The organism is Variovorax boronicumulans, from assembly GCF_019352895.1.
GTDB classification, from domain to species: Bacteria; Pseudomonadota; Gammaproteobacteria; order Burkholderiales; family Burkholderiaceae_C; genus Variovorax; species Variovorax boronicumulans_A.
The window spans coordinates 377,764-401,120 of the sequence record NZ_JAAAFX010000009.1 but is presented as its reverse complement, the minus strand read 5'-3'; the positions used below and the strand labels follow the sequence as shown (position 1 = coordinate 401,120).

General features: G+C 68.7%; 19 protein-coding genes. 7 read left to right on the top strand and 12 right to left on the bottom strand.

Going from position 1 to position 23,357, the window contains the following annotated elements; all coding sequences use genetic code 11:
- Positions 1–5: 5 nt before the first annotated feature.
- Positions 6–1,148 carry a PQQ-dependent sugar dehydrogenase gene (locus K0H49_RS21030; protein WP_219216611.1) on the bottom strand — a complete coding sequence of 381 codons (1,143 nt, stop codon included), beginning with the start codon at positions 1,146–1,148 and terminating at the stop codon, positions 6–8.
- Between the two features lie 225 nt (positions 1,149–1,373).
- Between K0H49_RS21030 and K0H49_RS21025 the strand changes: the two genes are divergently transcribed.
- A complete protein-coding gene (locus K0H49_RS21025; protein ID WP_219216609.1) occupies positions 1,374–1,934 on the top strand; it encodes a C40 family peptidase in 561 nt (186 codons plus the stop codon).
- A 68-nt stretch (positions 1,935–2,002) separates the two neighbouring features.
- Here K0H49_RS21025 and K0H49_RS21020 read toward each other — a convergent pair whose 3' ends face one another.
- The 4 genes from K0H49_RS21020 to aceE all read right to left on the bottom strand — a co-directional run bounded on the left by K0H49_RS21020 (position 2,003) and on the right by aceE (position 9,440).
- Entirely contained in the window at positions 2,003–2,962 is a 960-nt protein-coding gene (locus K0H49_RS21020; RefSeq protein ID WP_219219056.1) for a class I SAM-dependent methyltransferase, read from the bottom strand.
- A 163-nt stretch (positions 2,963–3,125) separates the two neighbouring features.
- Positions 3,126–4,958: a dihydrolipoyl dehydrogenase gene (lpdA, locus tag K0H49_RS21015; RefSeq protein WP_219216607.1), complete on the bottom strand. Its 1,833-nt coding sequence runs from the start codon at positions 4,956–4,958 to the stop codon at positions 3,126–3,128.
- A gap of 16 nt (positions 4,959–4,974) precedes the next feature.
- Positions 4,975–6,663, bottom strand: a complete 1,689-nt coding sequence (aceF, locus tag K0H49_RS21010; RefSeq protein ID WP_219216605.1) for a dihydrolipoyllysine-residue acetyltransferase — start codon at positions 6,661–6,663, stop codon at positions 4,975–4,977.
- Between the two features lie 47 nt (positions 6,664–6,710).
- Positions 6,711–9,440 (bottom strand): pyruvate dehydrogenase (acetyl-transferring), homodimeric type, encoded by a 2,730-nt coding sequence (gene aceE / locus K0H49_RS21005; protein ID WP_219216603.1) that lies wholly within the window; start codon positions 9,438–9,440, stop codon positions 6,711–6,713.
- A 211-nt stretch (positions 9,441–9,651) separates the two neighbouring features.
- Here aceE and K0H49_RS21000 point away from each other — a divergent pair, with 211 nt between their 5' ends.
- The 5 genes from K0H49_RS21000 (at position 9,652) to K0H49_RS20980 (ending at position 16,542) form a co-directional block, all read left to right on the top strand.
- Positions 9,652–12,192, top strand: a complete 2,541-nt coding sequence (locus K0H49_RS21000) for a PAS domain S-box protein (protein ID WP_219216600.1) — start codon at positions 9,652–9,654, stop codon at positions 12,190–12,192.
- Positions 12,189–12,824: a response regulator transcription factor gene (locus K0H49_RS20995; protein WP_183027591.1), complete on the top strand. Its 636-nt coding sequence runs from the start codon at positions 12,189–12,191 to the stop codon at positions 12,822–12,824. The genes K0H49_RS21000 and K0H49_RS20995 overlap by 4 nt, the downstream gene beginning before the upstream one ends.
- Before the next feature lie 77 nt (positions 12,825–12,901).
- Entirely contained in the window at positions 12,902–13,753 is an 852-nt protein-coding gene (folD, locus tag K0H49_RS20990) for a bifunctional methylenetetrahydrofolate dehydrogenase/methenyltetrahydrofolate cyclohydrolase FolD (protein ID WP_219216598.1), read from the top strand.
- A 26-nt stretch (positions 13,754–13,779) separates the two neighbouring features.
- Complete coding sequence (locus K0H49_RS20985) at positions 13,780–15,834, top strand: M3 family metallopeptidase (protein WP_374122396.1); 2,055 nt, start codon at positions 13,780–13,782, stop codon at positions 15,832–15,834.
- 81 nt (positions 15,835–15,915) lie between these two features.
- Complete coding sequence (locus K0H49_RS20980) at positions 15,916–16,542, top strand: glutaredoxin family protein (RefSeq protein WP_219216595.1); 627 nt, start codon at positions 15,916–15,918, stop codon at positions 16,540–16,542.
- Positions 16,543–16,704: 162 nt separating this feature from the next.
- On the opposite strand, the gene rpiA is transcribed toward K0H49_RS20980, so the two are convergent.
- On the bottom strand, positions 16,705–17,394 hold the full coding sequence (gene rpiA, locus K0H49_RS20975) for a ribose-5-phosphate isomerase RpiA (protein ID WP_219216593.1): 690 nt from the start codon (positions 17,392–17,394) through the stop codon (positions 16,705–16,707).
- A gap of 40 nt (positions 17,395–17,434) precedes the next feature.
- Between rpiA and K0H49_RS20970 the strand changes: the two genes are divergently transcribed.
- A complete protein-coding gene (locus tag K0H49_RS20970; RefSeq protein WP_219216591.1) occupies positions 17,435–18,505 on the top strand; it encodes a quinone-dependent dihydroorotate dehydrogenase in 1,071 nt (356 codons plus the stop codon).
- Here the strand turns inward: K0H49_RS20970 and K0H49_RS20965 are convergent, their stop codons facing one another.
- The 6 genes from K0H49_RS20965 to K0H49_RS20940 form a co-directional block, all read right to left on the bottom strand.
- Positions 18,506–19,216, bottom strand: a complete 711-nt coding sequence (locus tag K0H49_RS20965) for a phage holin family protein (protein ID WP_219216588.1) — start codon at positions 19,214–19,216, stop codon at positions 18,506–18,508. It abuts the gene before it with no gap.
- Positions 19,217–19,270: 54 nt separating this feature from the next.
- Positions 19,271–19,579 (bottom strand): glycine zipper domain-containing protein, encoded by a 309-nt coding sequence (locus K0H49_RS20960; protein WP_219216587.1) that lies wholly within the window; start codon positions 19,577–19,579, stop codon positions 19,271–19,273.
- Positions 19,580–19,670: 91 nt separating this feature from the next.
- Positions 19,671–20,771 carry an NAD(P)/FAD-dependent oxidoreductase gene (locus K0H49_RS20955; protein ID WP_219216585.1) on the bottom strand — a complete coding sequence of 367 codons (1,101 nt, stop codon included), beginning with the start codon at positions 20,769–20,771 and terminating at the stop codon, positions 19,671–19,673.
- A gap of 40 nt (positions 20,772–20,811) precedes the next feature.
- A complete protein-coding gene (locus tag K0H49_RS20950; RefSeq protein ID WP_219216583.1) occupies positions 20,812–21,018 on the bottom strand; it encodes a hypothetical protein in 207 nt (68 codons plus the stop codon).
- Positions 21,019–21,143: 125 nt separating this feature from the next.
- Positions 21,144–22,544 carry a sensor histidine kinase gene (locus K0H49_RS20945; RefSeq protein ID WP_219216581.1) on the bottom strand — a complete coding sequence of 467 codons (1,401 nt, stop codon included), beginning with the start codon at positions 22,542–22,544 and terminating at the stop codon, positions 21,144–21,146.
- Complete coding sequence (locus tag K0H49_RS20940; RefSeq protein ID WP_219216579.1) at positions 22,541–23,239, bottom strand: response regulator transcription factor; 699 nt, start codon at positions 23,237–23,239, stop codon at positions 22,541–22,543. The genes K0H49_RS20945 and K0H49_RS20940 overlap by 4 nt, the downstream gene beginning before the upstream one ends.
- Between the last annotated feature and the right edge of the window lie 118 nt (positions 23,240–23,357).

Genomic DNA, 23,357 nt, shown 5'->3' with positions numbered 1-23,357 from the left:
GTGGCTCAGCGCGGCCGCAGGCGCAGCAGCTTGCCGTCGGCCTCGTCGGTCAGCACATACAGCCAGCCGTCGGGCCCCTGGCGCACGTCGCGGATGCGCGCCCGGCCCTCCTCCAGCAGCTTGTGCTCGGCCACCACCTTGCCGTCCTTGAGCTCGATGCGGTCGAGGTAGCCGAACTTGAGCGAACCGACGAACAGGTTGCCCTTCCAAGCGGCGCCGTAACGGTCGCTGGTGAGAAAGACCATGCCCGAGGGCGCGATCGAGGGCACCCAGTAGTGCAGCGGCTGCGCCATGCCTTCCTTGGCCGTCAGGCCGTCGCCGATCCTGCCGCCGCCGTAGTTCTCGCCGTAGGTGATCACGGGCCAGCCGTGGTTCTTGCCGGCCTGCGGCACGTTGATCTCGTCGCCGCCCTGCGGGCCGTGCTCGTGCATCCAGAAGCGGCCGTCGGGCGCCAGCGCCGCACCCTGGCCGTTGCGATGGCCGTAGCTCCAGATCTCGGGCAGCGCGCCCGCGCGGCTCACGAAGGGGTTGTCGCGCGGCACCATGCCGTCCTTCTGGATCCGGACCACCTTGCCCAGGTGGTTGTCGAGCTTCTGCGCATCGTCCTTGCGGCCGAAGCGGTCGCCCAGGGTGACGAACAGCGTGCCGTCGCGGGCCTCGACGATGCGGCAGCCGAAGTGGGCGCTGCTCGTCACCTTCGGCCGCTGGCTGAAGATCACCTTCGTGCCCTCGAGCCGCGCGCCGTCGGCCGACAACTGGGCGCGCGCCACCGCCGTGCTGTTGGCCGACCCGCCGACTTCGGGCTCGGAGAAGCAGAAATAGACCGTGCGGTTGCCGGCGAAGCCGCTGTCGGTCACCACGTCGAGCAGGCCGCCCTGCCCGCCGGCCGCGATGGCGGGCAGGCCGGCCAGCGGCGCGCCCAGCTTGCCATCGGCGCCGACCACGCGCATGCGCCCGGCCTTTTCGGTGACCAGGAAGCGGCCTTCGGGCAGGAAAGCCACCGCCCATGGGTTCTGCAGTCCGCTGGCGACCTGCTCCGCCCGCACCTCGGGCTGGCGCTGGGCCAGGGCTGCCGTGCAGGCCAGGGCCAAAACGGGCGCCAACAGCCCGTACTGCAGGCTTCGGCGGGGATTTTTGTTCGGATGCATGCAACTCCTTGAGGCGGAACGCGCGACGGGACCGCAGCGCGGACGCGGCGAATACTGAAAACCTTCTAGGTACAACCCGCCGCGCAGCAGCGCCCGGGCGGGTCATCGTTACATTTTTGATGGTCAAAAAAGCCGAAAACCCCAATCGCCACAGCCATTTGCATGCAGAATCGCGACTTCGTCTGAATTTGACGGCGCATGCTGTCATCCCCATCCTACGAGCCCATGCGAATTCCACTCCTACTCGCCTCCCTCCTGTTGGCCAGTGCGGCCCACGCCGCCCCACCGCAGGACCGCTCGGACGACATGGAGCGCATGCTGACGGACAAGGGCCTGATGGGCCACATCCAGCACGTCAGCCAGACGGTCGTCGACCGCACCTCCGACCTGGTGGTCACCGCCGTGGGCTTCCTGGGCGTGCCCTACCGCCGCGGCGGCAACTCAGCCGAGACCGGCTTCGACTGCAGCGGCTTCGTGCGCGCGATGTACAACCAGACCGTCGGCCACCTGTTGCCGCGCCGCGCCGAGGAACAGGCCGCCGCCACCGAGAAGATCGACCGCAGCGAACTCAAGCCCGGCGACCTGGTGTTCTTCAACACCATGCGCCGCGCCTTCAGCCATGTGGGCATCTATGTCGGCGAAGGCAAGTTCATCCATTCGCCGCGCAGCGGCGCCCAGGTCCGGGTCGAGGACATGAACGGCAGCTACTGGCAGCGCCGCTTCGACGGCGCCCGCCGGGTCCAGGAAGCGCAAACCGAGACCACGGCGGCCATTTCCGGCAAGTAAGGCCGGCGACCCCGCCGTCTCCCATGAAAAAACCCGCCATCGGCGGGTTTTTTCATGGGGCAACCGGTTCAGCCCGCGCGGTAGACCAAGACCTTGAGCGCGCGATCGGGTGCCGCATCGGCGAAAGACGAGGGATTGGCCAGCCGCTCGACGAAGGCCAGCGACGGCGCCGAGGCCTCCACCTGCGCCTGCAGGAAATCCGGCCCCAGCTCCGGCGCATTGAGGCACAGCAGCGCATGGCCCTGCGGCGCGAGCAGTTCCGGCAGACGCCGCAGCAGCCGGGCGTAGTCCTTGGTGGCGACGAAGCTGCCCTTCTGGTAGCTCGGCGGATCGGCGATCACCAGATCGTAGGGCCCGGCGCGGCCGATGCGGCCCCAGCTCTTGAAGATGTCGTGGCCCAGGAAGCTCGCACCCTTCAGCACGCCATTGAGCCGGTGGTTCTGCTGGCCGACGGCCAGCGCGCGGCTGCTCATGTCCATGTTCAGCACCTGGTCAGCACCGGCCTGCAGCGCGACCACCGAGAAGGCGCAGGTGTAGGCGAAGAGGTTGAGCACCTTCAGACCCGGCGCCCAGCCGCCCGCCGCGCGTGCCGCGGCGTTGGCGGCCGCGCGCTGCGCCACGTATGCACGTGTCCACTGGCGGCCCGCAGCCATGTCCAGGAACAGCCCGTGGTTCTGCCCCTGCAACAGGTGGACGCGGTAGCGCGTGCCCTGCTCCGTCACCTCGTGCACCTCGGGCACTTCGCCGGCCATCAGCCGCGTCTCGGTCTGCCCACCGCCTTCGCGCGTCTGCAGGACCCAGTTCAGAGGGCCGGCATCGAGCTGCCGCCAACGCGCGGCCAGCGCCTCGCCGACGGCCGCCAGTTCCGCGTCGCCGACGGGCCGGAAGCAGGTCAGCAGCAGCACGGGCGCAAAGGCATCGAGCGCCCAGTCTTCGCAACCCGGATGCAGGCCGCCGCGCCCGTGGAAGATGCGGACGGCGTCGGTGGGTCGCTCCATGCGGGCGATGGTGTCGAGCAGGGCTTGGATACGAACCTCGGTGTCGTGGGTAGGGAGCGCCCGGAAGGCGCAAGGCAGGGTCAGGCGATGGGCGTGACCGACCGATCGAGAGCGGGCGCTCGATGGTATCGCCCGCGCACCTAGAAAAAATCCCGCCGGCGGCGGGATTCTTCGTTCAGGCCGGGCGCGCCGTTCAGCGCTTGACCGGCGGCAGGTCGGTGCAGGTGCCGTGCGCCACTTCCGCGGCCATGCCGATGCTTTCGCCCAGCGTGGGATGCGGGTGGATGGTCTTGCCGATGTCGATCTCGTCGGCACCCATCTCGATGGCCAGCGCGATCTCGCCCAGCATGTCGCCGGCATGCGTGCCGACGATGCCGCCACCCAGGATGCGATGGGTCTCGGCGTCGAACAGCAGCTTGGTGAAGCCCTCGTCGCGGCCGTTGGCGATCGCGCGGCCCGAAGCGCTCCAGGGGAAGTGGCCCTTCTTGACCTTGATGCCTTCGGCCTTGGCCTGGTCTTCGGTCAGGCCGACCCAGGCCACCTCGGGATCGGTGTAGGCCACGCTCGGGATCACGCGGGCGTTGAAGGCCGCGCTCGAGAGCTCCTTGTCGCCCTTCTGCTCGCCCGCGATGACCTCGGCCGCCACATGCGCCTCGTGCACCGCCTTGTGCGCCAGCATGGGCTGGCCCACGATGTCGCCGATGGCGAAGATGTTGGGCACGTTGGTGCGCATCTGGATGTCGACCGGGATGAAGCCGCGGTCGGTCACGGTCACGCCGGCCTTCTCGGCGCCGATCTTCTTGCCGTTGGGGCTGCGGCCCACGGCCTGCAGCACCAGGTCGTACAGCTGCGGCTCCTTGGGCGCGTTCTCGCCTTCGAAGGTGACCTTGATGCCGTCCTTGGTCGCCTCGGCGCCCACGGTCTTGGTCTTCAGCATGATGTTGTCGAAGCGCGGCGCGTTCATCTTCTGCCAGACCTTCACCAGGTCGCGGTCGGCGCCCTGCATCAGGCCGTCGAGCATCTCGACCACGTCCAGGCGCGCGCCCAGCGACGAATACACCGTGCCCATTTCCAGGCCGATGATGCCGCCGCCCAGGATCAGCATGCGCTTGGGCTCGATGCCCATCTCCAGCGCACCGGTCGAGTCGACGATGCGCGGGTCGTCCTTGGGCATGAAGGGCAGGCTCACGGACTGCGAACCGGCCGCGATGATCGCGTTGCGGAACTTCACGACCTGCTTCTTGCCGCTGGTGTCCCAGCCCGTGCCCGAGGTCTCGTCGACCTCGAGGTGGTTCGCGTCGATGAAGCTGCCCACGCCGCGCACCACCGTCACCTTGCGCATCTTGGCCATGGCCGTGAGGCCGCCGGTGAGCTTGCCCACCACCTTGTTCTTGTGGCCCAGCAGCTTGGCGCGATCGATGGTCGGCGCACCGAAGTCCACGCCCAGGTCGGCGAAGTGCTTGACCTCGTCCATCACCGAGGCCACGTGCAGCAGTGCCTTCGACGGGATGCAGCCCACGTTGAGGCAGACGCCGCCCAGCGTGGCATAGCGCTCGATCAGCACCACCTTGAGACCGAGGTCGGCCGCGCGGAAGGCGGCAGAGTAGCCGCCGGGGCCGGCACCGAGCACGACCACGTCGCACTCGACGTCGACCTGGCCGCCGTAGCTCGACACGATGGGCGCGGCCGTGGGGGCCAGTGCGGGCGCAGGTGCCGCGGCCTTGGCGGCCGGCGCTGCTGCAGAGGGCGCCGGTGCGGGCGCAGCCGCAGGGGCTGCCGCAGCACCTTCCGCCACCTCCAGCGTCAGCACCACCGAGCCCTGCTTGATCTTGTCGCCGATCTTCACGGCCACGGCCTTCACCGTGCCCGCGGCCGACGAGGGGATCTCCATCGAGGCCTTGTCCGACTCCACGGTGATCAGCGACTGCTCGGCCTTGACCGTGTCGCCCACCTTCACCAGCACCTCGATCACCGCGACCTCGTCGAAGTCGCCGATGTCCGGAACCTTGATCTGTTGTTCACTCATCTCGGGTTCCTTGTTCTCAGAGCAGCACGCGGCGGAAGTCCGCCAACACTTGGCCGAGGTACGCATTGAAGCGCGCGGCCGAGGCGCCGTCGATCACGCGGTGGTCGTACGACAGCGACAGCGGCAGCGTGAGCTGCGGCACGAACTGCTTGCCGTCCCACACCGGCTTCATCGCGCTCTTCGACAGGCCTAGGATCGCGACTTCGGGCGCATTGATGATGGGCGTGAAGTGCGTGCCGCCGATGCCGCCCAGCGAGCTGATCGAGAAGCAGCCGCCCTGCATGTCGGCACCGCCGAGCTTGCCGTCGCGCGCCTTCTTGGCGAGTTCGCCCATCTCCTGGCTGATCTGCAAAATGCCCTTCTTGTCGGCATCCTTGAGCACCGGCACCACCAGCCCGTTGGGCGTGTCGGCCGCGAAGCCGACGTTGTAGTACTGCTTGTAGACCAGCGTGTCGCCGTCCAGGCTGGCGTTGAACTCGGGGAACTTCTTCAGCGCCGAGACCACGGCCTTGATCACGAAGGCCAGCATGGTGACCTTCACGCCCGATTTCTCGTTCTCCTTGTTGGTCGCCACGCGGAAGGCTTCCAGCGCGGTGATGTCGGCCTCGTCGTTGTTGGTGACGTGCGGGATCATCACCCAGTTGCGGTGCAGGTTGGCGCCGCTGAGCTTCTTGATGCGTGACAGCTCCTTGCGCTCGACCGTGCCGAACTTGGTGAAGTCGACCTTCGGCCATGGAATGAGGCCCAGCGCTGCGCCGTCGCCGCCACCGCCCGCCGGCGCCTTGGCCGCGGAGGCCTTGGTGCTGGCTGCGCCGCTCATCACGGCCTTGGTGAAGGCCTGGACGTCTTCCTGCGTGATCCGGCCCTTCGGGCCCGAACCCTTGACCTCTTCCAGCGGCACGCCGAGCTCGCGCGCGAACTTGCGGATCGAGGGTGAGGCATGCGGCAGGCTGCCGGTGGGAGCCGTGGTCGGGTTGTGCGCCGCCGGTGCCGCCGAGGGCGCCGGTGCGGGTGCCGAGGCCGTGGCCACGGCGGGTGCTGCCGCAGCCGCTGCGGGCGCGGGCGCGGGGGCTTCCGCCGGCGCTGCGGCCGGTGCCGGTGCCGGTGCGGCGCCAGCGGTGCCTTCGAGCACCGCGATCAGGTCGCCGATGTTCACGACATCGCCGATCTTGACCTTCAGCTCCTTGAGCACGCCGGCCGCCGACGACGGGATCTCCATCGAGGCCTTGTCCGATTCCACCGTGATCAGCGACTGGTCGGCTGCGATCGTGTCGCCCGGCTTGACCAGCAGCTCGATCACCGAAACGTCCTTGAAGTCGCCGATGTCGGGGACCTTGACGTCGACCGGCCCGGCCGACGCCGCGGGTGCGGGCGCGGCGCTGGGCGCCGGTGCCGCCGCCTGCGCGGGTGCCGGTGCCGCAGCCGCAGCCGCGGGAGCCGGCGCCGGCGCAGCGGCTTCGCCCGCGCCTTCGGCTTCCAGCACCAGCACGACCGAGCCCTGCTTGATCTTGTCGCCCATCGCGACCTTGAGTTCCTTGACGACACCGGCGGTCGACGACGGGATCTCCATCGAGGCCTTGTCGGACTCCACCGTGATCAGCGACTGCTCGGCCTTCACCGTGTCGCCCACTTTCACCAGCACCTCGATCACCGCGACTTCATCGAAATCGCCGATGTCGGGCACTTTCACTTCCACTGCTGCCATATCGTTGTCTCCCGCCCGTCGGGCGCGTCGGTTGTTCGGGTTGATTCTTACGCGTAGAGCGGGTTGACCTTGTCGGCATCGATGCCGTACTTCTTGATCGCCTCGGCGACCTTGGTCGCGGGCAGCACGCCGTCCTCGGCCAGGGCCTTGAGCGCGGCCACCACGATGAAGTGGCGGTTGATCTCGAAGTGCTCGCGCAGCTTGCTGCGGAAGTCGCTGCGACCGAAGCCGTCGGTGCCCAGCACCTTGTAGGTGCGGCCCTTCGGGATGAAGGGACGGATCTGCTCGGCGTAGGCCTTCATGTAGTCGGTCGAAGCCACCACCGGGCCGGTGCTCGCGGCGAGCTGCTGGCCCACGAAGGACACGCGCTGCTCCTCGGTCGGGTGCAGCAGGTTCCAGCGCTCGGCGTTCTGGCCGTCGCGCGTGAGTTCGTTGAAGCTCGGGCAGCTCCAGACGCCGGCGCTGATGCCCCAGTCCTTCTCGAGCAGCTCCTGCGCAGCGAAGCTCTCGCGCAGGATGGTGCCGCTGCCCAGCAGCTGCACGCTCGGCGCTTCCTTGCTGCCCTTGGCAGGCTTGACCACCGGCGCCTGCTTGCTCAGGTACATGCCCTTGAGGATTTGCTCCTCGGTGCCGGGCTGCAGGCCGGGCATCGGGTAGTTCTCGTTGAGCAGCGTCAGGTAGTAGTAGACGTTGTCCTGTTTCTCGACCATGCGCTTCAAGCCATGGTGCAGGATCACGCCCACTTCATGCGCGAAGGTGGGGTCGTAGCTCACGCAGTTCGGGATGGTGTTGGCCAGGATGTGGCTGTGGCCGTCTTCGTGCTGCAGGCCTTCGCCGTTGAGCGTGGTGCGCCCCGAGGTGCCGCCCAGCAGGAAACCGCGGGCCTGCATGTCGCCGGCCGCCCAGGCCAGGTCGCCGATGCGCTGGAAGCCGAACATCGAGTAGTACACGTAGAACGGCACCATGATGCGGTTGTTCGTCGAGTACGAGGTGGCGGCCGCGATCCAGCTCGACATGCCGCCGGCTTCGTTGATGCCTTCCTGCAGGATCTGGCCGGCCTTGTCTTCCTTGTAGTACATGACCTGGTCCTTGTCGACCGGGGTGTACTGCTGACCGTGCGGGTTGTAGATGCCGATCTGGCGGAACAGGCCTTCCATGCCGAAGGTGCGTGCCTCGTCGACCAGGATCGGCACCACGCGCGGGCCCAGCGCCTGGTCGCGCAGCAGCTGCGTGAGGAAGCGCACATAGGCTTGCGTGGTCGAGATCTCGCGGCCCTCGGCCGTGGGCTCGAGCACGGCCTTGAAGGTCTCGAGCGCGGGCACGGTGAAGCTCTCGTCGGCCTTCACGCGGCGGTGCGGCAGGTAACCGCCCAGGGCCTTGCGGCGCTCGTGCAGGTACTGCATTTCCGGCGTGTCGTCGGCCGGCTTGTAGAACGGGATGTCGGCCAGCTGGCTGTCCGGGATCGGGATGTTGAAGCGGTCGCGGAAGAGCTTGATGTCCTCGTCCGCCAGCTTCTTGGTCTGGTGGACGTTGTTCTTGCCTTCGCCGATCTTGCCCATGCCGAAGCCCTTGACGGTCTTCACCAGCAGCACGGTGGGCTGGCCCTTGTGCTTGACGGCCGAGTCGAAGGCCGCGAAGACCTTCTGCGCATCGTGACCGCCGCGGCGCAGCTGCCAGATGTCGTCGTCGCTCATCTTGCTGACCATCTCGAGCGTGCGCGGGTCACGGCCGAAGAAGTTCTTGCGCACGTAGGCGCCGTCGTTGGCCTTGAACGACTGGTAATCGCCGTCGTTCGTCTCCATCATCAGCTTGCGCAGCGCGCCGTCCTTGTCGCGCGCCAGCAGGGGGTCCCAGTTGGAACCCCAGATCAGCTTGAGCACGTTCCAGCCGGCGCCGCGGAATTCGCTTTCCAGTTCCTGGATGATCTTGCCGTTGCCGCGCACCGGGCCGTCGAGGCGCTGCAGGTTGCAGTTGATCACGAAGATCAGGTTGTCGAGGTTCTCGCGCGCGGCCAGGCCGATGGCGCCCAGCGACTCGACCTCGTCCATCTCGCCGTCGCCGCAGAACACCCAGACCTTGCGGTTCTCGGTGTTGGCGATGCCGCGGGCATGCAGGTACTTGAGGAAGCGCGCCTGGTAGATCGACATCAACGGGCCCAGGCCCATCGACACCGTGGGGAACTGCCAGAACTCGGGCATCAGCTTCGGGTGCGGGTAGCTCGACAGGCCCTTGCCGTCGACTTCCTGGCGGAAGTTCAGCAGTTGCTCTTCGCTCAGGCGGCCTTCGAGGAAGGCGCGCGCGTAGATGCCGGGCGACACGTGGCCCTGGATGTAGAGGCAGTCACCGCCGTGGCCTTCGCTCTCGGCGCGCCAGAAGTGGTTGAAGCCGGCGCCGAACATCGTCGCCAGCGAGGCGAAGGAGCCGATGTGGCCGCCCAGGTCGCCACCGTCGGCCGGGTGCAGGCGGTTGGCCTTGACCACCATCGCCATCGCGTTCCAGCGCATGTAGGAGCGCAGGCGCTCCTCGATCTCGGCATTGCCCGGCGAGCGCTCTTCCTGGTCGGCCTCGAGCGTGTTGACGTAGGCGGTGTTGGCCGAGAAGGGCTTGTCGATGCTGTTCTGCCGCGCATGTTCGAGCAGCTGTTCGAGCAGGAAATGCGCCCGTTCGGGGCCTTCGCTCTCAATGACGGCGGACAGTGCGTCCATCCATTCACGGGTTTCCTGCGCATCCGCGTCGTTCGCGGCCGAGCCGAATGCTCTCTCGGGGGTTGCCGACATGCTTGTCTCCTTGTGGGCGTGGCTGTGGATCTGAAACTGGGCGGAAATGTCGCACAGAACAGGTCAAATTTCAAATGGTGTTTTGTCTTTTCTTAATGTGAAATAACTTGTGTTCATGGCGATGGCGATGGGCGGCACGCCGTTGCCAGTCTGAACGCTTTTGATGAACCCACCGCATCGGTCTCACTAGGGGTTCCCCTACACTCGAGAGATGCCCTTCTTCAGTCCGCTCGCCGCCGCCCGCAGCGCCGTCAAATCGTCGCCCCTTTCCTGGTGGCGGCGTTGGTGGAAGCGCCAGACGCCGGTACTGCAGGACACCGTCGCGATGCTCGCGCCCCTGGCCGCCGTGATGCTGTTCCTCGCGGCCATCGTCTGCGCCTTCTGGTACTTGCGCGCCGAGGAGATCGAGCGCGAGCAGGAGTCGGTCAAGCGCGACGTCGAGTACGCACAGCAGCGCCTGCGGCTGCGCCTGCTCGAACGCCAGGAACAGCTGATGCGCATCGCCCGCGACGCCTCGAACCGCGAGATCGACGCAGCCGAATTCACCAGCCGCGCCGAGTCCCTGATCAGCCAGTATCCCGAGTTGCAGGCCATCAGCTGGATCGATGACCGTCGGCGCTTCAAGGCCAATTACGCGGCGCCCGGCGTGCCGCCCGCCCAGCAGCACGCGCTTGAAGAGGTGCTGCGGCCCGGCGACATCGAGAGCAACTACGCGCTGGCCCGCGAACTGCGCCAGCCGGTGTTCTCGCAGCCGGTGGCCGGTGGCGAGCCGCCCGGCATGCTGCAGCTGCATATCCCCCTGTTCGACCAGGGCTTGTTCGCCGGCATGGTGCTGGGCGAGTTCTCGGTCGACAGCCTGCTGCGCTACGGCGTGCCGCCGGAGGTCAGCGCGCGCTACGCGGTCGCACTGCTCGATGCCAAGGGCGGACTGCTGGCCGGCAACACGGTCAACCCGCGCGAGGCCGGCACCCGGCTGCTTCCCTGGATCGAGCACACCAACGACTACGAAGTGCCGGTCTCGCCCATCGGCAACGCCATGATGCTGCGCGCCCAGGCCTACCGGACCTCGCCCGGCCTGGTCGGCAACGGCCTGTTCTGGCTGGTGGGCGCGCTCAGCGTGCTCACGGCCTGGATGCTGATCGGCACCTGGCGCCACACGCGCAAGCGGCTGCAGGCGCAGCAGGCGCTGGTCGCCGAAACCAACTTCCGGCGCGCGATGGAGAATTCCATGCTGACCGGCATGCGCGTGCTCGACCTCGAGGGCCGCATCACCTACGTCAACGCCGCCTTCTGTGCCATGACCGGCTGGAGCGAGACCGAGCTGGTCGGCCAGACGCCGCCCTTCCCCTACTGGCTGGAGTCCGACCGCGAAGTGATGAACGAGCGGCTCGAGGAAGAGCTGCACGGCCGCGCCCTGCCCGGCGGCTTCCAGGTGCGGGTCAAACGCAAGAACAGCAGCATCTTCAACGCCCGGCTCTATGTCTCGCCGCTGATCGACGCGCGCGGCCACCAGACCGGCTGGATGACCTCGATGACCGACATCACCGAGCCCACACGCATCCGCGAGCAGCTGTCGGCCTCGTACGAGCGCTTCACCACGGTGCTCGAGGCGCTCGATGCCGCGGTGTCGGTGGCGCCGATCGGCAGCGAGGAGCTGCTGTTCGCCAACAAGCTGTACCGCCTCTGGTTCGGCTCCGACACGGTGGGCCACCTGGGCATGGTGGCGCAGGCCGGCGTGCCGGCCTCGGCCGCGCACGACGAGGAACTCGACGACGTCGACCCCTTCGCCGGCCTGCCCATCGACACGCTGACCACGGCCCAGCCCGCCAACAACGAGATCTTCGTGCCCGAACTGGGCAAGTGGCTCGAGGTGCGCTCGCGCTACCTGACCTGGGTCGACGGCCGGCTCGCGCAGCTGGTGATCGCCACCGACATCACGCCGCGGCGCGACGCCGAGGAGCAGGCCGCGGCGCAGGCCGACCGCGCGCATGCGTCCAGCCGGCTGATCACCATGGGCGAGATGGCCTCGAGCGTGGCGCACGAGCTCAACCAGCCGCTGACCGCGATCACCAACTACTGCAACGGCATGATGTCGCGCATCAAGGGGCAGTCGATCGACAACGACGCGCTGCTGGCGGCGCTCGAGAAGACCTCGAAGCAGGCCCAGCGCGCCGGCCAGATCATCCAGCGCATCCGCTCCTTCGTGAAGCGCAGCGAGCCCAACCGCACGCCGGCCGAGGTCGCCACCATGGTGAGCGAAGCCGTCGAGCTGGCGGGCATCGAGCTGCGCCGGCGCAACGTGCGGCTCAACCACTATGTGGCGGCCCGGCTGCCGATCGTGCGGGTCGACCCGATCCTGATCGAGCAGGTGATGGTCAACCTGCTGAAGAACGCGGCCGAATCGATCGACCTGGCCCAGCGCCCGCTGGCACGCCGCAGCGTCGAGCTGCGCGTGCTGCCCAAGGTGATCGACAACCAGAACACCATCGAGTTCTCGGTGCAGGACACCGGCATGGGCCTGGCGCCCGAGGTCATGGACCGCCTCTACGAGGCCTTCTTCTCGACCAAGCCCGAGGGCATGGGCATCGGCCTGAACCTGTGCCGCACCATCGTCGAGTCGCATCGCGGCCGGATGCAGGCGGAGAACATCTACAATGGTCCGGACGTGGTCGGATGCCGTTTTTCCTTCTGGATTCCGGTGATGGACGCTAGCAGTTCCGTAGCAAACGACGAGGCAAAGGTACCCGCATGAGTTTGATTCCGAAGAAGGGCACGGTCTATGTCGTCGATGACGACGAAGCCGTGCGTGACTCGCTGCAATGGCTGCTCGAAGGCAAGGACTATCGGGTCCGCTGCTTCGACTCCGCAGAGTCATTTCTGTCCCGCTACGACCCGCGCGAGGTGGCCTGCCTGATCGTGGACATCCGCATGGGCGGCATGTCGGGCATCGAGCTGCAGGACCGCCTGATCGAACGGCGCTCGCCGCTGCCGATCATGGTCATCACCGGCCACGGCGACGTGCCGATGGCGGTCGATTCGATGAAGAAGGGCGCGATGGATTTCATCCAGAAGCCCTTCAACGAAGACGAACTGGTCTCGCTGGTCGAGCGCATGCTCGAACATGCGCGCGGCGCCTTCGCCCAGCACCAGCAGTCGGCCAGCCGCGACGCGCTGCTGTCCAAGCTCACCGGCCGCGAGGCCCAGGTGCTCGAGCGCATCGTCGCCGGCCGCCTGAACAAGCAGATCGCCGACGACCTCGGCATCAGCATCAAGACGGTCGAGGCGCACCGCGCCAACATCATGGAAAAGCTCAACGCCAACACCGTGGCCGATCTGCTGAAGATCGCGCTCGGCCAGGCCCAGCCCACCGCCAAGGCTTCCTGATCGCTATCGGCGAGATAGCCACAAAGTCCCCCGACGCCTGCGCAAGCGGGCGTTTCTACTTGGAAAATCAAATCACGATGACTGCCCAACTGATCGACGGCAACGCCCTCTCCCGCACCCTGCGCACCGAGGTCGCCGCGCGCGCCGCGGCCCTCAAGGCCCGTGGCGTGACGCCCGGCCTGGCCGTGGTCCTGGTCGGCGAGAACCCGGCCAGCCAGGTCTATGTGCGCAACAAGATCAAGGCCTGCGAAGACAACGGCCTGCACTCGGTGCTCGAGAAGTACCCGGCCGAGCTCAGCGAAGCCGAACTGCTCGCGCGCATCGACGCGCTCAACGACGACCCGGCCATCCACGGCATCCTGGTGCAGCTGCCGCTGCCCAAGCACATCGATGCCCAGAAGGTCATCGAGGCCATCTCGCCCGAGAAGGACGTCGACGGCTTCCACGTCGCCAGCGCCGGCGCGCTCATGACCGGCGCCCCGGGCTTCTGGCCCTGCACGCCCTACGGCTGCATGAAGATGCTCGAATCGATAGCCTACGACCTGCGCGGCAAGCACGCGGTGGTCATCGGCCGCAGCAACATCGTCGGCAAGCCGATGGCGCTGATGCTGCTCGCGAAGAACGCCACCGTGACCATCTGCCACAGCGCCACGCCCGACCTCGGCGCCATGACCCGCCAGGCCGACGTGATCGTCGCCGCCGTGGGCAAGCGCAACGTGCTGACCGCCGACATGGTCAAGCCCGGCGCAGTCGTGATCGACGTGGGCATGAACCGCAACGACGAGGGCAAGCTCTGCGGCGACGTCGATTTCGAGGGTGTCAAGGAAGTGGCCGGCTGGATCACGCCGGTGCCTGGCGGTGTCGGCCCCATGACCATCACGATGCTGCTCGTCAACACCTTAGAAGCCGCTGAACGCAGCGCCCACTGACTTGAACTTGCGGCGCCTGGCGCCAGATGCACTCCATGACCAATCCGCTCCTCGACTTCACCGATCTCCCGTTGTTCGACCAGATCCGGCCGGCCCATGTCGCGCCCGCGGTCGACGCCCTGCTGGCCGACGCCGAGACCGCGCTGCAGACCGTCACCGCCGCCGGCTTCCCGGCCGACTGGCTGGCGATCTCGAAGGTGCTCGACGTGTCGTCGGAGCGCTTCAGCCGGGCCTGGGGCGCGATCGGCCATCTGAACGCGGTGGCCGACACGCCCGAACTGCGCGCCGCCTACAACGAAGCCATGCCGCGCGTCACCGCCTTCTGGACCCGGCTGGGTTCCGATGAGCGCCTCTACGCCAAGTACAAGGCCATCGATACCGCCACGCTCAACACCGAACAGAAGCAGGCCCATCGCAACGCGGTGCGCAACTTCGTGCTGGGCGGCGCCGAGCTGCAGGGCGCGGCCAAGGAACGCTTCGCCGCGATCCAGGAACGCCAGGCCGAGCTGAGCCAGAAGTTCAGCGAGAACGCACTCGACGCGACCGACGCCTTTGCCTACTACGCCGAGGCCGGCGAGCTCGAGGGCCTGCCCGAAGACGTGATCGCCGCCGCCCGCGCGGGCGCCGAGGCCGACAGCAAGCCCGGCTACAAGCTCACGCTCAAGATGCCCTGCTACCTGCCGGTCATGCAGTTCGCCAAGAGCAGCGCGCTGCGCGAGACGCTCTACCGCGCCTACGTGACCCGTGCCAGCGAACTCGGCGACCCGGCCTTCGACAACAGCGCGCTCATCACCGAGATCCTCGCGCTGCGCGAGGAAGAGGCGAAGCTGCTGGGCTACCGCAACTACGGCGAGCTGTCGGTGGTGCCCAAGATGGCCGACACGCCCGAACAGGTGGTGAAGTTCCTGCGCGACCTCGGCGCGCGCGCCAAGCCCTTCGGCGAACGCGACCTGGCCGACCTGCGCGTGTTCGCCTCGACCATCGGCCTGGCCGATCCGCAGCCCTGGGACTGGACCTTCGTCGGCGAGAAGCTCAAGGAAGCGCGCTACGCCTTCAGCGAACTGGAGGTCAAGCAGTACTTCCCGGCGCCCAAGGTGATGGCCGGCCTGTTCAAGATCGTCGAGACGCTGTTCGAGGTCTCGATCCGCCGCGATTTCGCGCCGGTCTGGCACCCGACCGTCGAGTTCTATCGCATCGAGCGCGACGGCCAGCGCGTCGGCCAGTTCTACCTCGACCCCTCGGCCCGCGCCGGCAAGCGCGGCGGCGCCTGGATGGACGACGTGCGCGCCCGCTGGCTGCGCCCCGACACCGGCGTGCTGCAGACGCCGGTCGCGCAGCTGGTGTGCAACTTCGCGGAGGGCGTCGACGGCAAGCCGCCGCTGCTCACGCACGACGACGTCACCACCCTGTTCCACGAGTTCGGCCACGGGCTGCACCACATGCTCACGCAGGTCAACGAGCGCGACGTGTCGGGTATCAGCGGCGTCGAATGGGACGCGGTCGAGCTGCCAAGCCAGTTCATGGAGAACTTCTGCTGGGAGTGGGACGTGCTCGAGCACATGACGGCCCATGTCGACACCGGAGAGCCGCTGCCGCGCGCGCTGTTCGACAAGATGACCGCCGCGAAGAACTTCCAGAGCGGCATGCAGACGCTGCGCCAGATCGAGTTCTCGCTGTTCGACATGCTGCTGCACACCGAGTACCAGGCCGCCACCGCTCCGCCGGGCGAGGTGATGGCGCTGCTGGGCAAGGTGCGCGCCGAGGTGGCGGTGATGCCCTCGCCGCCCTTCAGCCGCACGCCCAACACCTTCAGCCACATCTTCTCGGGCGGCTATGCGGCCGGCTACTACAGCTACAAATGGGCCGAGGTGCTGAGCGCCGACGCCTATGCGGCCTTCGAGGAGACCGCGGGCGCCAGCGGCGAGCCCAACATCGAGACCGGCCGCAAGTACCGCCAGGCCATCCTCGAGGCCGGCGGCAGCCGCAGCGCGATGGAGTCCTTCAAGGCCTTCCGCGGCCGCGAACCGCAGCTCGACGCGCTGCTGCGCCACCAGGGCATGGCGGAGCCCCAACCGGCATAACGCACAGGACGGCAGGGGATGGCAGGCGGCGCGCGGCCTGAGATACTCCGGCTTTCGATCCTCGAGCCCGGAGCCTCCCTCATGCATCGCACAGCGCGCCTCTCCCTTCTGCTGCTGGCCTTCGCCGCCGTCGCGGCATCGGCCCAGCAGGTCTACCGCCATGTGGACGCGAACGGCAAGGTCAGCTTCTCCGATCAGCCGCCGGCCGCCGATGCCCGCCCCGCTGCACCGCGCACGGGGACGGCGTCCAACGACGGCGGTTCGGCGGCCCTGCCCTACGAGCTGCAGCAGGTGGTGCAGCGCTATCCGGTCACGCTCTACACCGGCGACAACTGCGCGCCCTGCGACACCGGCCGCTCGCTGCTCACGACACGCGGCGTGCCCTTTGCCGAACGGCAGGTCAAGACCAACGAGGATGTCGAAGCGCTGCAGCGCCTGAGCTCGCAGGGCTCGCTGCCGCTGCTCACCATCGGCTCGCAACAACTCAAGGGCTTCTCCGACGGCGAATGGTCGCAATACCTGGATGCCGCCGGCTACCCGAAGAGCATCCGCCTACCCGCCGGCTACCGCAATGCGCCGCCCCAGCCCATGGTGGCGCAGCGCCCGGCGCCGGTGAGCGCGCCGCCCGCGGCGCAGGTGGCACCGCCGGCGCCGGTTCCGCCCGCGGCAGGCCCGACGCCGTCGAACCCGGCCGGCATCCGTTTCTAGGGCCTGTTCACACTATTTCCGGGGTCGCGAAGGGTTGGAGAAACAAGGGGCCGTCTGCGGCGTTGCCCGCGCTTGCAAGGCTTCAGCCTTGCTGCGCGCGGGCGCCTTGCACCCAGCCCCTTGTTCCTCCAACGCGATCCCCGGAAATAGTGTGACCAGGCCCTAGTCGTAGCGCAGCGTCTCCACGCCCGCGGGCGTGCCCAGCAGGCACACGTTGGCGCGCTGGTAGGCGAACACGCCGACGGTCACCACGCCGGGCCACTGGCTCACTTCAGTCTCGAAACCCAGCGGGTCGGTGATCTTCAGGCCGCTCACGTCGACGATGTGCTGCCCGTTATCGGTCACCAGCGCCACACCGTCCTTCTCGCGCACCTGCGCCACGCCACCCAGGCGCTCGAACTGCCGCATGATCCGGCGCGCGGCCATCGGCACCACCTCGACCGGCAGCGGAAAGCCGCCCAGCACGTGCACGCGCTTGGAAGCGTCGGCGATGCAGACGAAGGAGCGCGACTGGGCCGCGATGATCTTCTCGCGCGTGAGCGCGGCGCCGCCGCCCTTGATCATGAAGCCGCGGCCGTCGATCTCGTCGGCGCCGTCGATGTAGACCGACAGCTCCTCCACCGCATTGCTGTCGAACACCTCGATGCCCAGCGCGCGCAGGCGTTCGGTCGAGGCGACCGAGCTCGACACGGCGCCGCGGATCCGGTCCTTGACCGTGGCCAGCGCCTCGATGAACTTGTTGACGGTCGAGCCGGTGCCGACACCGACGATCTCGCCCTCCACCACATAGTCGAGCGCGGCGCGGGCCACCTGGGCCTTGAGTTCATCCTGGGTCAAAGAGGGTGCGGTCATCGGGGACAATCCTGGAGCTAACGAAGCCGAGAATTATCCAATGCCCCTGCCGCTGCTTTCGTCCCTTTACGGACTCGCCCGCCCCGTCCTCTTCGGCCTCGACCCGGAACACGCCCACGAGCTGACGCTCGGCAGCCTGGCCCGCACCCAGAACACGCCGCTGGCCTGCGCCTATGCCTCCCGGCGGGTGGACGATCCGGTCACGCTGGCCGGCCTGCGCTTTCCCAACCGCGTGGGGCTGGCCGCGGGACTCGACAAGAACGCGCGCTGCATCGATGCCTTCTCGGCCATGGGCTTCGGCTTCGTCGAGGTCGGCACCGTCACGCCCAAGCCGCAGCCGGGCAACCCCAAGCCGCGCATGTTCCGCCTGCCCCAGCGTGACGCGCTGATCAACCGGCTGGGCTTCAACAACGACGGGCTGGACGTGTTCCTGGCCAACGTGCAGCGCGCACGCTTCCGCAAGGATGGCGCCAAGGCCGCGCCGATGCTGCTGGGCCTGAACATCGGCAAGAACGCCGCCACGCCCATCGAGCGTGCCACCGACGACTACCTGATCGGCCTGGCGGGCGTCTACCCGCACGCCGACTACGTGACGATCAACATCTCCAGCCCCAACACCGCGAACCTGCGCTCGCTGCAGAGCGACGAGGCACTCGATGCGCTGCTGGGTGCGCTGGTGGCGCGCCGCGCCGAACTGGTGCAGCAGCATGGTCGCCAGGTGCCCATGTTCCTCAAGATCGCACCCGATCTCGACGATGCGCAGGTCACGGTGATCGCCGCGACACTGAAGCGCCATGGCGTGGACGGCGTGATCGCCAGCAACACCACGCTGTCGCGCGCGGCGGTGGCGGGCCTGCCGCATGCGGAGGAAGCCGGCGGCCTGTCGGGCGCGCCGGTGCGCGAGGCCAGCAACCGCGTGATCGCCCAGTTGCGCGCCGCGCTGGGCACGGGTTATCCGATCATCGGGGTGGGCGGCATCCTGAGTGGCGCCGATGCACAGGCCAAGCTGGCGGCCGGCGCCGATGTGGTGCAGGTCTACACCGGCCTGATCTACCGCGGACCGGCGCTGGTCCGCGAAGTGGCGCAGGCCCTGCGGTCCCGCGCCGCCTGATCAGCGCATCCGCCAGAGCACCGGGGCCACGAAGGCGGCCCAGCGCAGCAGCCTGCGCGGCTTGACCACTGCCACCACGGCGGCGGCCGCGACGCCCGCAGCCACGGGATGGGCACGCAGCAGGCGCAGCGCGGTCTCGCTGGGGGTTTCGTCGGGCGGCGGCGGTGCCGCCTGGGCCGTGGCCGCATCCGCGCTCGCGGCCTGCAGCACCGCGATGCGCTGGCGCTGGCGGGCGATGCGGGCCAGCAGTTCTTCCCGCGTGGCCGGGCGCGTCGGGCGCGGCGTGCCTTCGGGCTGGCCCTGGTTGCCGATGCCCAGACGGTCCTGCACCCAGGCCCAGTCGCGTTCGAATTCCTGGCGGCTCGGCGCGAAGGCACCGCTGGCACCACGCAGCGTCGAGAGCAGGCCGATCAGCGACACGGCCCACAGGGCGATCCAGACGCCGGCCACCGACCAGGCGGCGGTGGCGCGGTGCGGCGTGTCCCAGAAGTGCACCACCACGGCCACCGAGAGCAGGGCCACCGCGACCGTGGTCAGGCCCAGCACCGCGATGATCAGCAGCAGCATGCGCTGCAGCCGGTCCTTCTCGTCGTCCCACGCCATGCGCAGGAGCTGGGTCCGGTCCTCGATCGCCATCGCACTTTCGCCCGCAGCGATCTTGACGCGGCGGATGCGCGCATCCAGTCCCAGCAGGGACAGCAACTTGTTCATTCGATCCTCCCGGTCACGCGCGCGACGGCGCGGCACTCAGATGCGCGGATGCGCTCAGCGACGGCCCAGCAGCAGGCCCACCAGAACACCCACGGCCAGCGCGCCAGCGGCGATCTGCCAGGGTTCGTCGTGGGCATAGGCATTGGCGGTGCTGGCGGCGTCCTTGGCCTTCTTGGCGGCGATCTTGCTCTTCTCGGATGCCAGCTCACGGGCGATGGCCAGCTTGGCCTCGACCCGTTGGCGCAGCGCCTTGATCTGCGGATTCGACTCGAGGTCCTTGCCACCCAGCACGCCCTTGACGTCGTTGGCGATGTCTTCGACGACGGCGTTGGCTGCGGCTTCGAGGTTGTTGGATGCACTCATTGAAATCTTCCTCCGTGGGTGGACTACCGGCAACGGTGCCGGCGACTGGATGCCGGCAAACAGCGCGGCATTCCATGGTACAGGTTGACGATCATTGCGCCAGCAGTTCAACCACATGTCGTCCGATGGCTAAGCTGCTCGTCAGCCCGGGCGACTCGATGCCGAACAGGTTGACCAGGCCGGGCACGCCGTGCCGCTGCGGCCCGTCGATCACGAAGTCGCGTGCGGCCTCGCCCGGGCCCGAGATCTTGGGCCGGATGCCCGCATAGCCGGGGATCAGCGCGCCGTCGGGTAAGGCCGGCCAGTAGCGCCGCACCTCGGCATAGAAGGCATCGCCGCGCCGCGCGTCGACCACCAGGTCCTCGGCCGAATCCACCCATTGCACGTCGGGACCGAACTTGGCCTGGCCACCCAGATCCAGCGTCAGGTGCACGCCCAGCCCCGCGGCCTCGGGCACGGGATAGATCAGCCGGCCGAACGGTGCCCGACCGGCCAGCGTGAAGTAGTTGCCCTTGGCGAACCAGGCGCCCGGCACGGTCTCGGCCGGCAGGCCGGCAAAGCCGCGCGCCAGGCCGGGTGCGGACAGGCCCGCGGCATTGACCACGCTGGCGCAGCGCAGCACAGTGCCGTCATCGGTGCGCAGCACGATGCCGTCCGGCGTGCAGTCCGCATGGCGCACGGCCGACTTGAGCGCCACCACGCCGCCGGCGTTCTCCAGGTCGCCCTGCAGGCTCAGCATCAGCGCATGGCTGTCGACGATGCCGGTGCTGGGCGAATGCACCGCCGCCAGGCATTCGAGCGCCGGTTCGAGCGCGCGCGCTTCGTCGCGTGTGAGCATGACCAGATCGTCGACGCCGTTGGCGCGGCCCTTGGCGATGATGGTCTCGAGCGCTCCGACCTGCGCTTGCGAGGTCGCCACGATCAGCTTGCCGCAACGCCGGTGCGGCACGCCGCGTTCGGCCGCGTAGGCATACAGCGCCTCTTTGCCCTCGACGCAGAGCCGGGCCTTCAACGAGCCTTGGGGATAGTAGATGCCGGCGTGGATCACCTCGCTGTTGCGCGAACTGGTGCCGGTGCCGATGGCGCCCTCGGCCTCCAGCACGATGACCTCGCGGCCCGCCAACGCCAAGGCCCGCGCGACGGCCAGCCCCACCACACCCGCGCCGATCACGGCGCAATCGAATTCGTCCATGCCGCAAGCTTAGCGCGGCAATCGACGGTTGAGCGGCGCCTCAGAGGATCCAGGCGCGCGTGCGGCCCAGCGTCCAGCGGAAGCAGGCTGCGCTCATGAACTGGCGGTGCGCCTGCAGGTGCAGCGACAGGCGGAACGGGAAGCGGGTGACGCTGCCTTGATCGGGCTCGACCGGCAGGTCCGCAGGTTCGGGCGTGTCGGGCACATCGGGCGTGATGGGCGGCGGGAGGTCAGGACTGGTGGCCATGGTGGGTTCCTTATTCATGCCTTCGTTCTACGAGGCTGACCGGGGCCGCGCGCCAGCCCATGACCGCAGTCGCCGTCGGTGGGGACCGACATGGCCTGACGCGATCCGCCCGCCGCCTCAGCCGGTCATGGAACGCACAGCGGGTCCACCGCATCGATCGCCGGGAAGCTGATCGTCACGCTCGCCCCGCCCGCCTCGCTGTCGCCCAGCTGCACCTCGGCCCCGTGCAGCACGGCGATCTCGCGCACGATGGCCAGCCCCAGGCCCGTGCCCTCCCCGCTCGGCTCCGGGCCGCGCACGAAGCGCTCGAACATCGCCGCGCGCTGTTCCGCCGGCACGCCCGGCCCCGAGTCGGCCACGCCGAGCGAGGGCGGCGAGCGCCCGATCGCGATCAGCACGCTGCCGCCGGCCGGCGTGCAACGGATCGCGTTGTCGATCAGGTTGCCCAACGCCTCGCCCAGCAGGTCGGGCTCGCCGCGCACAAGCACAGGTGCATCGCCCGCCACCAGCTCGAGTTCGATCTGCTTCTCCAGCGCCGCATCGAGGTAGGTCTCGCCGACCTCGCGTGCCAGCGCGCCCAGGTCGACCGGCACCAGCGCCAGGTCGCTGCGGCCCTCAAGGTCCAGCCGCCCCATCGACAGCAGCTGCTGCACCAGCCGCGCGGTGCGCTGCGTGGTGGCGCCCAGTTCGTGCACCACCGCGCGCATCGAGGCCGTGTCCGGCGCCTCGGCCGCCCGCGCGAGCCCGAGGCGCAGGCCGGTGAGCGGCGTGCGCAGCTGGTGCGCCACCGTGCTGGCGAACTGGCGCTCGCGCGCCAGCATGGTCCGGATGCGCAGCAGCAGGTCGTTGAGCGCCGAGGCGAAGGGCATCAGTTCGCGCGGCACGTCGTCGACCGGGATCGGGTCGAGCGAGGCATGCGAGCGCTCGTTCCAGCGCGCCGCGATGCGCTCGAGCGGCCCGATGGTGCGGCGCACCGTCAGGCCGATGACCAGCACGGCCACCAGAAAGAGCACGCCGATCGGCGCCATGGTCCAGAACAGGTCGCCCTGCGCGCGGTGCCGCTTGACCAGCGTCTCGGCGCTCAGCACCACCAAGCCCGCGGCACCGGGCCGCTGCACCGGCACCCAGGCCACGCGCACGTCGGTGCCGTGGAAGCGCGCGTCGTAGGCGCGTGCGCCCATGCTGTAGGTCGATTCGCGGTCGCCGTGCAGCGGCAGGCCGACCTGGCCCAGCAGGTGGCGATCGTCCTGCCGGACCTCGAAGTAGCTGCGGTCCACCATGTCGTAGGTGAGCAGCGCCTCGGCCTGGCGCGAGAGTTCGATCACCGGCTTGCCGTCGACCACCCGCACCTGGTCGGCCAGCGCGCGCGCGGTGTCGAGCAGCCAGCGGTCGAACACGCGGTCGACCAGCTTCTGCGCCGCGAAGGCGCCCAGCAGCCCGGTCAGCGCCACGATCGCGAGCACCGGCAGCATGAGCCGGAAGTTGAGCTCGTTCTGCAGGCGGCGCACGCGCGAGGGCTTGCTCATGGCGACGGGCCCTCGGCCGGCTCGCCCGCATCGGCCATCGCGAGCCGGTAGCCGAAGCCGCGCGCCGTGAGGATGCTCACGCCCGAGCCCTGCAGCTTGCGCCGCAGCCGCGAGACATAGACCTCGATCGCGCTGTCGCCGACCTCGAGGTTGCGCTCGGTCAGCGCCTCGATCAGCACCCGTTTGGACACCAGCCGCGGCGAGCGCCGCATCAGCAGGCCCAGCACCTCGAACTCGCGCGGCAGCAGGTCGAGCGGCCGGCCGTCGAGGAAGGCGCGGCCCTCCTCCGGCAGCGCCACCAGCGGCCCGAACTGCGCGCCGGCCTGGCGCGCGACCCGCGTGCGGCGCTGCAGCGCCTCCATGCGCGCATCGAGTTCCTCGGGCGCGAAGGGCTTGACCAGGTAGTCGTCGGCACCGCGCCTGAGGCCGTCGACGCGATGGGCGACCTGGTCGCGCGCGGTCAGCACCAGCACCGGCGTCTGCGCATCGCGGCGGCGGAAGCGCTGCAGCCAGTCGAGCCCGTCGCCGTCGGGCAGTTGCAGGTCGAGCACCACCAGGTCGGGGCCGGTGTCGCCCACGGCCTGGTCCGCCTGCGCGAGCGTGCCGCAGGCGCGCACCACCCAGCCGCGCGCGCGCCAGCGCAGCTGCAGCTCGCGCGCGATGGTGGTGTCGTCCTCGATCAGCAGCAGCTGCATGGCGGCGCCGTGAAGCGGCGGCCGTCGCGCGGGGCCGACGGCCCCCTCGAAAAGACCGGCTGCGTGATAGGTATTTGCAAGCTTGCCTCTTTAGCCTCGTCCGCCAGGCCAACGCACC